Annotated in this window: 8 protein-coding genes and 3 rRNA genes; all 11 read left to right on the forward strand. The window is 64.0% G+C overall.

Annotated elements, in window-relative coordinates:
- Positions 1-19 precede the first annotated feature (19 nt).
- Positions 20-667 (forward strand): DNA-3-methyladenine glycosylase, encoded by a 648-nt coding sequence (locus tag JOE30_RS13640; RefSeq protein ID WP_204867252.1) that lies wholly within the window; start codon positions 20-22, stop codon positions 665-667.
- A 44-nt stretch (positions 668-711) separates the two neighbouring features.
- Positions 712-1,980 carry a tyrosine--tRNA ligase gene (gene tyrS, locus JOE30_RS13645; protein WP_204867253.1) on the forward strand — a complete coding sequence of 423 codons (1,269 nt, stop codon included), beginning with the start codon at positions 712-714 and terminating at the stop codon, positions 1,978-1,980.
- Positions 1,981-2,513: 533 nt separating this feature from the next.
- Positions 2,514-4,032: ribosomal RNA gene (locus JOE30_RS13650) — 16S ribosomal RNA — on the forward strand.
- Between the two features lie 331 nt (positions 4,033-4,363).
- Positions 4,364-7,500, forward strand: a 23S ribosomal RNA gene (locus JOE30_RS13655).
- Between the two features lie 144 nt (positions 7,501-7,644).
- A 5S ribosomal RNA gene (rrf, locus tag JOE30_RS13660) occupies positions 7,645-7,761 on the forward strand.
- Together the 16S, 23S and 5S rRNA genes form the textbook arrangement of a ribosomal RNA operon.
- 134 nt (positions 7,762-7,895) lie before the next feature.
- Entirely contained in the window at positions 7,896-8,915 is a 1,020-nt protein-coding gene (locus JOE30_RS21690) for a hypothetical protein (protein WP_371831672.1), read from the forward strand.
- Complete coding sequence (locus JOE30_RS13670; protein WP_204867255.1) at positions 8,912-9,916, forward strand: HAD-IIA family hydrolase; 1,005 nt, start codon at positions 8,912-8,914, stop codon at positions 9,914-9,916. Before JOE30_RS21690 ends, JOE30_RS13670 begins: the two co-directional genes overlap by 4 nt.
- A 58-nt stretch (positions 9,917-9,974) precedes the next feature.
- Entirely contained in the window at positions 9,975-10,229 is a 255-nt protein-coding gene (locus tag JOE30_RS13675) for a hypothetical protein (protein WP_204867256.1), read from the forward strand.
- A gap of 1 nt (position 10,230) precedes the next feature.
- A complete protein-coding gene (locus JOE30_RS13680) occupies positions 10,231-11,064 on the forward strand; it encodes a TlyA family RNA methyltransferase (protein ID WP_204867257.1) in 834 nt (277 codons plus the stop codon).
- Positions 11,061-12,005: an NAD kinase gene (locus JOE30_RS13685; protein WP_204867258.1), complete on the forward strand. Its 945-nt coding sequence runs from the start codon at positions 11,061-11,063 to the stop codon at positions 12,003-12,005. The genes JOE30_RS13680 and JOE30_RS13685 overlap by 4 nt, the downstream gene beginning before the upstream one ends.
- A gap of 5 nt (positions 12,006-12,010) precedes the next feature.
- Complete coding sequence (gene recN, locus JOE30_RS13690; RefSeq protein WP_204867259.1) at positions 12,011-13,780, forward strand: DNA repair protein RecN; 1,770 nt, start codon at positions 12,011-12,013, stop codon at positions 13,778-13,780.
- Positions 13,781-13,807 lie beyond the last annotated feature (27 nt).

Below are 13,807 nucleotides of genomic sequence, written 5' to 3' on the forward strand. Positions count from 1 at the left end.
CGACCCGTCGATCGCCGACATGACCGACCTCGTACTGCCGTCCGAGCAGATTCTCGGGTCCGCGACTCCTGTCGACGCGGCGACGTGGCTGCTCGGCGCCACCATCACGTGCGCCGGCGTCACGCTGCGCATCGTCGAGGTGGAGGCGTACGGCGGAGACCCCGGCGGACCCTGGCCCGACCCCGCGGCGCACTCGTTCCGAGGCCCCACACCGCGCAACTCGGTCATGTTCGGGCCGCCCGGTCGCCTGTACGTGTATCTCAGTTACGGGATGCATCTGTGCGCGAACATCGTCTGTGGTCCCGACGGAGCGGCGGGTGCCGTCCTGATCCGCGCGGGTGAGGTCGTCGACGGTCTCGCGGTCGCCAGGACGCGGCGGCCCCGCGCACCGGAAGCCGGTATGGCTCGCGGACCCGGCAACGTCGGGAGTGTTCTCGCACTGTCGTTGGCTCACAACGGTGTTCGTGTCTTCGTCGAGAATGCGGAGGTGTCGGTGACGCTGTCCGGCGAGCCCACGGCACCGATCCGATCAGGTCCCCGAGTGGGCGTGTCCACCGCTCCCGACCGCCCATGGCGCTTCTGGATTCCCTCGGCGGCCGTGTCTGCCTACCGGCGTAGCCCGCGAGCGCCGATCGACACCGGTTCGGAACCGAGTACCCGGGCCTGAGGGCGCCGTCGGGCGACGTGCGCGCATGCGAAAGAATCACCGGTGTGAGCATCATCGAGGACCTGACCTGGCGTGGACTGATAGCCCAGTCGACAGACATCGAGGCACTGACAGCGGCGACCACCGCGGACGGCCCGATCACCCTCTACGCGGGATTCGATCCGACGGGACCGAGCTTGCACGCAGGGCACCTCGTTCCGCTCCTGGTCCTGTCGCGTTTCCAGCGTGCGGGTCACCGCCCGATCGTGCTGGCCGGCGGAGCGACCGGACTCATCGGCGATCCGCGTGACGTCGGCGAACGCGTCATGAACTCCAGCGACACGGTGGCCGAGTGGGCCGATCGCATCAAAGGTCAGCTCTCGCGGTTCGTGGACTTCGACGGCGCCGGCGCCGCGGTCATCGCGAACAACCTCGACTGGACCGCGTCGCTGTCGGCCATCGACTTCCTTCGCGACATCGGCAAGCACTTCTCCGTGAACGTGATGCTGGCGCGGGACACGGTGAAGAAGCGCCTCGAATCGGACGGGATGTCCTACACAGAGTTCAGCTACATGTTGTTGCAAGCGCAGGACTACCTGCACCTGCATCGGCAGCACGGATGCACCTTGCAGGTCGGCGGATCGGATCAGTGGGGGAACATCGTCGCGGGAATCGATCTCACCCGACGCATGGACGGCGACGCCGTGCACGGACTGACCGTTCCTCTGGTGACTGCGGCAGACGGCACGAAGTTCGGAAAGTCCACCGGTGGTGGGAGCCTCTGGCTCGACCCCGAGATGACGTCGCCGTACGCGTGGTACCAGTACTTCGTGAACACGGCCGACGCCGACGTCGTGAAGTACCTGCGCTGGTTCACCTTCCTCGATCGCGACGAGTTGGCGGAACTCGAGGCGGCGACGGCCGAACGACCTCAGGCGCGCGCGGCGCAGAAGCGGCTGGCGGCGGAGATGACGACGCTGGTGCACGGAGCGACCAACACCGCAGCCGTCGAACTCGCCAGCTCTGCCCTGTTCGGCCGCGGAGAGATTCGCGACCTCGACGCGGGGACACTCTCGGCCGCGTTGTCGGAGACCGACGTCGCCGAGCTGGCGGTGGGGGAGGAGCGCACGATCGTCGACCTTCTCGTCGACACGTCGCTGTGCGAGTCGAAAGGCGCCGCCCGTCGTGTGGTGAAAGAGGGGGGAGTGTCGGTCAACAACCAGAAGATCGCTGCCGAGGACTGGACTCCGTCCGCGGACGACTTCCTGCACGGTGAGTGGCTGGTGCTGCGTCGGGGTAAGAAGAACATGGCCGGCGTACGTCGGCCGGTGTGAGCCGCGGGTGCGCGGCGTCACAGTCGGGGTTCGAGTGCTCGAAGGTCCGCGAGGCGTCGATGTGACGCGCTGACCTGCACCGTCGCGAGCCCTTCGTGTGCCCGACCTGCGGATTTGACGCACTGTTATCCGTCGCGTAACTTTTGTCGAGTCAGAGCGACACGGACACGGACCGAGACCGCAAGGCCTCGAACACCGGCTCCGCTGATCATCTGACGCCCTGATCACCTAAGAGTTCGAGTCTTGACTCGGCTCCGAGCGGTTGGTTAGGCTGGAACGGTTGCCCCGGATCCTCCCGCAAGTGTGGGTGGTGGTGGTGTGTGCGTGTTCTTTGAGAACTCAACAGTGTGTCGATGAATGTCAGTGCCAATATTTTGTTTTGGTTTGCTGGTTCTTCTCCTTCTTCCCGTCGGGGAGGGACCGGTTCTTTTTTGTCAGCAATGGAGTTATTGCTGGCGTGAGTTTTATTGCTGGATTTGGCTCTCTAGTTTTCATTGACTTTCGCCTTTCTAGGGTGGGGTTGATAAGAGTCTTCAACGGAGAGTTTGATCCTGGCTCAGGACGAACGCTGGCGGCGTGCTTAACACATGCAAGTCGAACGGTAAGGCCCTTCGGGGTACACGAGTGGCGAACGGGTGAGTAACACGTGGGTGATCTGCCCTGCACTTCGGGATAAGCCCGGGAAACTGGGTCTAATACCGGATAGTACTGCGCGGTGCATGCCGTGTGGTGGAAAGATTTATCGGTGCAGGATGGGCCCGCGGCCTATCAGCTTGTTGGTGGGGTAATGGCCTACCAAGGCGACGACGGGTAGCCGGCCTGAGAGGGCGACCGGCCACACTGGGACTGAGACACGGCCCAGACTCCTACGGGAGGCAGCAGTGGGGAATATTGCACAATGGGCGCAAGCCTGATGCAGCGACGCCGCGTGAGGGATGACGGCCTTCGGGTTGTAAACCTCTTTCAGCAGGGACGAAGCGCAAGTGACGGTACCTGCAGAAGAAGCACCGGCCAACTACGTGCCAGCAGCCGCGGTAATACGTAGGGTGCAAGCGTTGTCCGGAATTACTGGGCGTAAAGAGCTCGTAGGCGGTTTGTCGCGTCGTCTGTGAAAACCAGCAGCTCAACTGTTGGCTTGCAGGCGATACGGGCAGACTTGAGTATTTCAGGGGAGACTGGAATTCCTGGTGTAGCGGTGAAATGCGCAGATATCAGGAGGAACACCGGTGGCGAAGGCGGGTCTCTGGGAAATAACTGACGCTGAGGAGCGAAAGCGTGGGTAGCGAACAGGATTAGATACCCTGGTAGTCCACGCCGTAAACGGTGGGCGCTAGGTGTGGGTTTCCTTCCACGGGATCCGTGCCGTAGCTAACGCATTAAGCGCCCCGCCTGGGGAGTACGGCCGCAAGGCTAAAACTCAAAGGAATTGACGGGGGCCCGCACAAGCGGCGGAGCATGTGGATTAATTCGATGCAACGCGAAGAACCTTACCTGGGTTTGACATACACCGGAAAGCCGTAGAGATACGGCCCCCCTTGTGGTCGGTGTACAGGTGGTGCATGGCTGTCGTCAGCTCGTGTCGTGAGATGTTGGGTTAAGTCCCGCAACGAGCGCAACCCTTGTCCTGTGTTGCCAGCGGATAATGCCGGGGACTCGCAGGAGACTGCCGGGGTCAACTCGGAGGAAGGTGGGGACGACGTCAAGTCATCATGCCCCTTATGTCCAGGGCTTCACACATGCTACAATGGCCGGTACAGAGGGCTGCGATACCGTGAGGTGGAGCGAATCCCTTAAAGCCGGTCTCAGTTCGGATCGGGGTCTGCAACTCGACCCCGTGAAGTCGGAGTCGCTAGTAATCGCAGATCAGCAACGCTGCGGTGAATACGTTCCCGGGCCTTGTACACACCGCCCGTCACGTCATGAAAGTCGGTAACACCCGAAGCCGGTGGCCTAACCCCTTGTGGGAGGGAGCCGTCGAAGGTGGGATCGGCGATTGGGACGAAGTCGTAACAAGGTAGCCGTACCGGAAGGTGCGGCTGGATCACCTCCTTTCTAAGGAGCACATCTCGGGGTAGTACCACCCACACAGGTGGGAGGGAAACCCCGCAGAGACCACGCCGACCACATTCGTTGGTCGGGTGGACGCTCATGGGTGGAACACTGACAACCAGAGCCGGCAGTAGCGAACTTCCTCAGTGTTGTTCCGCTGGTTCTATATCGATGCACTGTTGGGTCCTGAGAGAACACGCGAGTGTTTTTTCTAGGCAAGAATGTATCTCCTTCGGATGTCTGGCATACCGCGCCTTCGGGTGGGCATGGTGCAGATGGGAGTTCGAAGGGGGTGTGTTGTTTGAGAACTGCACAGTGGACGCGAGCATCTTTGTTGTAAGTAATGAAGAGCGTACGGTGGATGCCTTGGCACCAGGAGCCGATGAAGGACGTAGGAGGCTGCGATAAGCCTCGGGGAGCTGTCAACCGAGCTGAGATCCGAGGGTGTCCGAATGGGGAAACCCAGCACGAGTGATGTCGTGTTACCTGCACCTGAATATATAGGGTGTGTGGAGGGAACGTGGGGAAGTGAAACATCTCAGTACCCACAGGAAGAGAAAACAACAGTGATTCCGTCAGTAGTGGCGAGCGAACGCGGAAGAGGCCAAACCATGTGCATGTGATACCCGGCAGGGGTTGTGCGTGTGGGGTTGTGGGGTTTGTCTTGTCGATTCTGCCGGATCGGCCGACAGTAAGAAATCATGCGGTTAGTCGAAGTGGTCTGGGATGGCCTGTCGTAGAGGGTGAGAGTCCCGTAGACGAAAACTGTGTGACTGTCGTGATGAATGCCCAAGTAGCAGCGGGCCCGTGAAATCTGCTGTGAATCTGTCGGGACCACCCGATAAGCCTGAATACTCCCTGGTGACCGATAGCGGACTAGTACCGTGAGGGAAAGGTGAAAAGTACCCCGGGAGGGGAGTGAAATAGTACCTGAAACCGTGCGCTTACAATCCGTCAGAGCCTGTGCACATTTCGGTGTGGTGGGTGATGGCGTGCCTTTTGAAGAATGAGCCTGCGAGTTAGTGGTATGTGGCGAGGTTAACCCGTGTGGGGTAGCCGTAGCGAAAGCGAGTCCGAATAGGGCGAACATCAGTCGCATGCTCTAGACCCGAAGCGGAGTGATCTACCCATGGCCAGGGTGAAGCGACGGTAAGACGTCGTGGAGGCCCGAACCCACTTAGGTTGAAAACTGAGGGGATGAGTTGTGGGTAGGGGTGAAAGGCCAATCAAACTCCGTGATAGCTGGTTCTCCCCGAAATGCATTTAGGTGCAGCGTCGCGTGTTTCATCCTGGAGGTAGAGCTACTGGATGGTCTAGAGGGCCCACAAGCTTATCGAAATCAGCCAAACTCCGAATGCCAGGATGTGAGAGCGCGGCAGTGAGACTGCGGGCGATAAGGTTCGTAGTCGAGAGGGAAACAGCCCAGATCGCCGGCTAAGGCCCCTAAGCGTGTACTAAGTGGAAAAGGATGTGAAGTCGCGAAGACAACCAGGAGGTTGGCTTAGAAGCAGCCACCCTTGAAAGAGTGCGTAATAGCTCACTGGTCAAGTGATTTTGCGCCGACAATGTAGCGGGGCTCAAGTACACCGCCGAAGCCGCGGCATTCGCACGATAGCCCGCGCACATCCCACGGGGTGTGTGCCAGGTGTGTGGATGGGTAGGGGAGCGTCGTGTGGCCAGGGAAGCGCCGGAGTGATCCAGGTGTGGAGGCCACGCGAGTGAGAATGCAGGCATGAGTAGCGAAAGACGAGTGAGAAACTCGTCCGCCGAATGATCAAGGGTTCCTGGGCCAGGTTAATCCGCCCAGGGTGAGTCGGGACCTAAGGCGAGGCCGACAGGCGTAGTCGATGGACAACGGGTTGATATTCCCGTACCCGTGTATCCGCGCCCATGATGAATCAGGAGTACTAACCGTCCAGAGCCACCAGGAGCACCTTCGGGTGCCGGGTGTGGTGATGCACGGGACCTTTCCTGGTAGTAGTCAAGCGATGGGGTGACGCAGGAAGGTAGCTGAGCCAGTCAGTGGTAACACTGGTGTAAGCCTGTAGGGCGAGACCTAGGCAAATCCGGGTCTCACACAGCCTGAGAGGTGATGCATAGCCGAATGAGGCGAATTCAGTGATCCTATGCTGCCGAGAAAAGCCTCTAGCGAGCTGGTACACGGCCCGTACCCCAAACCGACACAGGTGATCAGGTAGAGAATACCAAGGCGATCGAGATAACTATGGTTAAGGAACTCGGCAAAATGCCCCCGTAACTTCGGGAGAAGGGGGACCCCTGCTGGTGATCACTCTTGCAGTGTGAGCTGGTGTGGGTCGCAGAGACCAGTGAGAAGCGACTGTTTACTAAAAACACAGGTCCGTGCGAAGTCGTAAGACGATGTATACGGACTGACGCCTGCCCGGTGCTGGAAGGTTAAGAGGACCGGTTAGTTCCTTCGGGAGCGAAGCTGAGAATTTAAGCCCCAGTAAACGGCGGTGGTAACTATAACCATCCTAAGGTAGCGAAATTCCTTGTCGGGTAAGTTCCGACCTGCACGAATGGCGTAACGACTTCTCAGCTGTCTCAACCATAGACTCGGCGAAATTGCATTACGAGTAAAGATGCTCGTTACGCGCGGCAGGACGAAAAGACCCCGGGACCTTCACTACAGCTTGGTATTGGTGTTCGGTTCGGTTTGTGTAGGATAGGTGGGAGACTGTGAAGCATGCACGCCAGTGTGTGTGGAGTCGTTGTTGAAATACCACTCTGATCGTATTGGATACCTCAACCTCGGACCATGATCTGGTTCAGGGACAGTGCCTGGTGGGTAGTTTAACTGGGGCGGTTGCCTCCCAAAATGTAACGGAGGCGCCCAAAGGTTCCCTCAGCCTGGTTGGCAATCAGGTGTCGAGTGCAAGTGCACAAGGGAGCTTGACTGTGAGACTGACAAGTCGAGCAGGGACGAAAGTCGGGACTAGTGATCCGGCACCGGCAAGTGGAAGCGGTGTCGCTCAACGGATAAAAGGTACCCCGGGGATAACAGGCTGATCTTCCCCAAGAGTCCATATCGACGGGATGGTTTGGCACCTCGATGTCGGCTCGTCGCATCCTGGGGCTGGAGTAGGTCCCAAGGGTTGGGCTGTTCGCCCATTAAAGCGGCACGCGAGCTGGGTTTAGAACGTCGTGAGACAGTTCGGTCTCTATCCGCCGCGCGCGTCAGAAACTTGAGGAAGGCTGTCCCTAGTACGAGAGGACCGGGACGGACGAACCTCTGGTGTGCCAGTTGTTCCACCAGGAGCACCGCTGGTTAGCTACGTTCGGAAGGGATAACCGCTGAAAGCATCTAAGCGGGAAGCCTGTTCCAAGATGAGGTTTCTCACCCCCTCGAGGGGGTAAGGCCCCCGGCAGACCACCGGGTTGATAGGCCAGAACTGGAAGCCCAGCAATGGGTGCAGGTGACTGGTACTAATAGGCCGAGGACTTACCACAAAGAAGCTACGCGTCCACTGTGCAGTATCTGAGACAACACACGAGTTGTTCAGCAGATAACTGAAACCCGCACCACCGATCCATCACCAGCAGCACCGGTGACAGGGGAAGGTGTGTGCCTCGTGCTCTGTTGTTTCACAGAGTTTCGGTGGCCATAGCGGAGGGGAAACGCCCGGACCCATTCCGAACCCGGAAGCTAAGCCCTCCAGCGCCGATGGTACTGCACCCGACAGGGTGTGGGAGAGTAGGACACCGCCGAACAATCCGTTCCGAAAGGGGACCCATTCACATGGGTCCCCTTTCGTGTTTCTGCACTCCGATCGTGAGTGCGGCATGATGACACCACCGGTGACGAGCGGGAGAGCTCGGTCGCCGATCGATCGAAAGGAACCACCGTGCCGGAAGAGCCGTCATCGGAAGGTCGTGCGTCCGATTCGGACCGCCGGCCGCCCGCGCGCGACAACCGAGCACCTCGCCGCGACACCGCGGGGGACCGCGGGTCGTTCCGATCATCGGCCCCTCGTTCCGGTGACCGATCCGGGAGCCAGGACGAACGTCGCCACACCGGCGACCGTGGACGCTCCGGGGATCGATCGACGTCCGGCGACCGCAGGCAGGGTTCCGGCAGGGGTCAGGCACCCGACCGCAACCGAGGACAGGGTGCACCTCCTCGCCGTCGCGGCGGTGAAGGCAGCGCCGGTCCGCGTGCCGGCGGTGGGCGCGGACCTGATTCCCGCGCTCCTCGTCCGGTCGAGCCCGATCTGCCGGACGACGTCGACGCGAAAGACCTCGAGCCCGGAGTTCGTCGCGACCTGTTGAGCCTGGACAAGAGCAACGCGGAAGCTGTTGCGCGACACATGGTCATGGTCAGTCAGCTGATCGGAGACGATCCCGCCGCAGCACTGCTGCACGCGCGTGCAGCGCGGCAGCGCGCAGGCCGCATCGCCGTGGTGCGCGAGACGGCCGGCATCGCCGCGTATCACGCGGGGGAGTGGGCCGAGGCTCTGTCCGAACTCCGCGCCGCCCGCCGTATGGCCGGTGGTCCGGGCCTGTTGTCCGTCATGGCTGATTGTGAACGGGGCCTCGGTCGGCCCGAGCGAGCCATCGAGCTCGGACGCAGCGACGAGGCTCGCCAGCTGACGGGAGACGATGCGTCGGAACTGCGTATCGTCGTGGCCGGTGCCCGCATGGACATGGGTCAGTACGACCAGGCTGTGGTGACGCTCCAGACGCCGGATCTCGAAGGAGATCGCACGGGGTCGGCGGCAGCGCGGTTGTACTACGCCTACGCCGACGCTCTCGTGGCTGCCGGTCGAGCGGACGACGGGGTCCAGTGGTTCCTCCGTGCTGCCGCCGCCGACGTCGAGGGTGAGACGGACGCCGAGGACCGAGTCGACGAACTGACCGGTCAGTGACCCGTCTGACCGACGCTCACGACGCTCTGCTGCTCGATCTGGACGGGACTCTGTACCGGGGTCCCGATCCGATCGACGGTGCCGTCGACATTCTCCGCGAGTGCTCCTCGCAGCTCTGCTACGTCACCAACAATGCCAGTCGTTCTCCCGCTCAGGTGGCCGAGCATCTTCGCGATCTCGGTTTCCGTGCGCCCGACGAGTCGGTGGTGACGAGTTCCCAGGCGGCGGGGCGGCTTCTCGCTCGTCTCCTGCCCGCAGGTGCGACCGTGTTGGTCGTCGGAACCGACGCTCTCGAGGCGGAGGTGTCCGCAGCCGGCCTGGTGCCGGTCCGTACGGCGGAGCCCACTCCGGACGCAGTCGTCCAGGGGCATTCCCCCGACACGGGGTGGGCGAACATCGCCGAGGCGACCTACGCGATCCGTGCCGGTGCGCGCTGGGTGGCCACCAATGCAGACACCAGCCTGCCGACTCCACGCGGCCTCGGGCCGGGAAACGGAGCCATGGTCGCGGCGGTCGCCGCGGCGACGGGGGCCACCCCTATCGTGGCGGGCAAGCCTGAGGCGCCCCTCATGAAGGACGCGCTCGAGCGCAGCGGGTCGACCACGCCGTTGGTGGTGGGTGACCGGCTGGACACGGACATCGCGGGAGCCAACGAGGTGGGTGTGCCGTCACTCCTGGTGCTCACCGGCGTGAGCACCGTGCACGACGTGCTCACCGCCGTCCGGCACGAGCGCCCCACGTACCTCGCGGCGTCCCTGTCGGCCCTGCTCGAGGAGCCGGCCGCCTCTCTCGTCCCGTCCGAGCCGTCCGACACCTGGACGGTGTCGCTGTCCGGTTCCGTGCTGCGTGTCGAGACCACGCGCGACGTCGACGACGACGGCGACCTCTGGATCGAGGCGCTGCGCGAGGTTCTCCCCGCGGTCTGGGCGCTCGGCGGCTTCGACACCGTCGAGGGCGCGTCCGGTGCGGCTGCGGATGTCGTCGCACGGTGGACCGCCTGACACGGCGATCGCCACCGCCGACCGACGTCGTCGGGGGTATCGGCTAGCGTTGTCCGCGATGAGCACGCCCGTTCCCCGCCCCGGTCAGCACCTGCCGTCGCACTCCGATGTCGAGGGCACGTCCGTCGATCCCGATGCCGTCGTCTCGGCTGTCGACGCGCTGGTCGCCGAGGCGGACGTGGCGGCGTCGACTCCGTTCGGCGAGGGTACGGACGACCCGCACGGCCTGGTCACGTTGACGAGGCAGGCCCAGATCCTCGACCGCGCGCACGAGGTACTCGTCGACGCGCTCGCGTCCGTGGACAAGAACTGACATGCCTCGTCGCGCTCGGGTGGACGCCGAACTCGTCCGCCGCGGTCTGGCCCGATCTCGAGAGCACGCCTCGGAGCTCATCTCGGACGGTCGTGTGCTGATCGCCGGTACCGTGGCCACGAAGCCCGCCACCGCGGTCGAACCCGGCACGGCACTCCGGGTCACCGAGGTGTCCGACGAGGTGTCGTGGGCCTCTCGCGGGGCACACAAACTGCTGGGCGCGCTCGCCGCCTTCGAGCCCCGCGGGGTGACGGTCGAGGGCGCGCGGTGCCTCGACGCAGGTGCGTCCACCGGTGGGTTCACCGACGTGCTGCTGTCCAAGGGTGCACGCGAGGTCGTGGCGGTCGATGTCGGCTACGGCCAGTTGGTGTGGCGGCTACGGACCGACGAGCGGGTGCGAGTGTTCGACCGCACGAACGTCCGCGGCATCGACGCCGAGGCCATCGGCGGGCCGGTCGACCTCGTGGTCGCCGACCTGTCCTTCATCTCGTTGGCCCTCGTACTCCCGGCGTTCGCCGCGTGTGCCCGTCCGGGTGCCAGCATCCTCCCGATGGTCAAGCCCCAGTTCGAGGTCGGCAAGGATCGCGTCGGTGCAGGGGGAGTGGTCCGCGATCCGGCGCTGCGTGCGGACGCGGTGCTGGGAGTCGCGCGCGCCGCAGCCGACCTGGGCCTGGTCACCTCCGGTGTGGAGCCGAGCCCGCTGCCCGGTCCGTCCGGGAACGTCGAGTACTTCCTGTGGCTCACCGTTCCGGGCCCGGACGACGATCCGAGCACCGCCCAGTCGACGTCCGTCGAGCAACTGGTGTCCGACGCCGTGGAGAAGGGGCCTCAGTGAGCGAGTCGACCGTGCCCGAGCGCACCATCCTGCTGGTCGCGCATCCGGGTCGCCCGGACATCGAGCAGACGGCTCTGCGCGCGGCGAAGGTGTTCCACGATCACGGGATCGCCCTGCGCGTGCTCGTCGACGAGCACGACACGTCGAGGTTGGAGTCGACGTCGGGAATCGATGCGCTCTCCACTCCACAGTCCGACGTCGCCGTCGTGGAGTTCGGACCGTCGGCGGCGGTGGGTTGCGAGCTCGTTCTCGTCCTCGGCGGCGACGGAACATTCCTGCGCGCTGCGGAACTCGCGCGGGTGGCGTCCATCCCGGTGCTCGGCGTGAACCTGGGACGCATCGGATTCCTCGCCGAGGCGGAGGCCGACGATCTCGAGGAGACCCTGGCCATCGTGGTGCGCCGCGAGTACCGCATCGAACCGCGGATGACGCTGGACATCACCGTGCACGTCGACGGCGAGATCATCGAACGTGGGTGGGCGCTGAACGAGGCCAGTATCGAGAACGGGTCGCGGCTCGGTGTGCTCGAGGTGGTGCTCGAAGTGGACGACCGTCCGGTGTCCTCGTTCGGGTGCGACGGTGTTCTGCTGTCGACCCCCACCGGATCCACCGCCTATGCGTTCTCGGCCGGTGGTCCGGTCGTGTGGCCGGAGCTCGAGGCGATCCTCGTCATTCCGAGCAACGCCCATGCGCTGTTCGCGCGGCCGCTGGTGACCAGTCCCGAGTCACACATCGCCATCGAGACCTTCGACGGTGGCCACGACGCGGTGGTCTTCTGCGACGGGCGGCGCACCCTGCGCCTGCCCGCCGGAGCCCGCGTCGAGGTGGTGCGAGGATGTGAGCCGATCAAGTGGATACGGCTCGATTCCGCGCCGTTCGCCGATCGACTCGTACACAAGTTCGCCTTGCCGGTCACCGGCTGGCGGGGGAGGGTGACGTAACCGACGTGTTGTCCGAAATTCGTATCGACGGCCTGGGAGTCATCGCCGAGGCGACGGCGTCGTTCTCGGAGGGTCTGACGGTGCTCACCGGTGAGACCGGTGCCGGCAAGACGATGGTCGTCACCAGCTTGCACTTGCTGTCCGGTGCGCGTGCCGACGCCGGGCGTGTCCGTGTCGGCGCCGACCGCGCGGTGGTCGAGGGTCGCTTCACCACCGACCACGTCACCGACCAGGTCCGCGGTGACGTGGAGCAGTTGCTCGAGTCCACCGGTGGTCGGCGCGACGAGGACGACAGCATCATCGCCCTCCGGACGGTCGGTAGTGACGGCCGATCGCGTGCCCATCTCGGCGGCCGCAGCGTGCCGGCGGGTGTCCTGTCGGAGTTCACCGGATCGTTGCTCACGGTGCACGGACAGAACGATCAACTACGTCTGCAGCGCAGCGATCAGCAGTTGGCCGCTCTGGACCGCTTCGCCGCGGACGCTATCGGGCCGCTGCTCGAGACATACCGCACTCGCCGCTCTCAATGGGTCGCCGCGGTGACCGAACTGCGCGAGCGGACGGAGAAGGCCCGTGAACTTGCGCGCGAGGCGGACCAGCTCACGTTCGCCCTGAACGAGATCGACGCGGTCGCACCGGCACCGCACGAGGACACCGACATCGCCGCGACCGTCCGCCGGCTCAGCGATCTGGACTCGCTCCGCGATGCGGCGTCCGCAGCGCACACGGCGCTCACCGGTGGTGACGACCCCGGCGACGTGTCCGTCATGGCGCTGTTGGGCGAGGCTCGCGATCGACTCGCCTCCACCGACGATGCGATTCTTTCCGCCGTCGGACCGCGTCTCGCCGAGGCCATCGCCGTGGTGACCGATGTCGGAGCCGAGCTCACCTCTTACCTCGAGGATCTGCCCGCGGACCCGGAGTCACTGGACACGCTGCTCTCGCGTCAGGCAGAACTCAAGAGCCTCACTCGTAAGTACGCCGCCGACGTGGACGGCGTGCTCGCGTGGGCGGAGGACGCCCGAACTCGCCTGACGGGGCTGGACGTCTCCGCCGACGCCGTGGCCGCGCTGACCGAGCGGGTGTCCACCACCGGTGCCGCGACCGCCGAGGTCGCACGCAAGCTGTCGGCCGCCCGGGTGAAGGCTGCGGCGAAACTGTCCAAGGCGGTCAGCGCCGAACTCGCCGGTCTGGCCATGGGCAAGGCCAAGCTGGACGTCGAGGTGCGCCCCCGAGCCGCGGGCGCGGACGATCGTTCGGCGCTGTCCGTCGACGGAACCGCGCTGCACGCCGGGTCGACCGGCACCGACGAGATCGAGTTCCGGCTCTCCGCGCACAGTGGTGCGCAATCGCTGCCGCTCAACAAGAGCGCGTCCGGAGGTGAGCTCTCGCGCGTGATGTTGGCGCTCGAGGTGGTCCTCGCGCGATCGGACGCCGGAGCGACCATGGTCTTCGACGAGGTCGACGCCGGCGTGGGTGGCCGCGCCGCCGTGGAGATCGGTAAGCGGCTGGCACGCCTCGCCAGGACGCACCAGGTCATCGTCGTGACGCACCTCCCGCAGGTCGCGGCGTTCGCGGACACACACCTGGTGGTGAACAAGACCGACGGCAAGCGCGGCGGACCCAACAGTGGTGTGCGCACGTTGACGGATTCCGAGCGTGTCGTGGAACTCGCGCGCATGCTCGCCGGGCTCGACGACACCGAGACCGGCCGGGCACATGCCGAGGAACTGCTGCGCACCGCGACGGCGGAACGGGAGTCCGCGACCGCCTGAGAGCACTGTGCTGGTGTGACTCATGTT

It is taken from the genome of Rhodococcus sp. PvP016 (assembly GCF_017832185.1).
GTDB lineage: Bacteria > Actinomycetota > Actinomycetes > Mycobacteriales > Mycobacteriaceae > Rhodococcoides.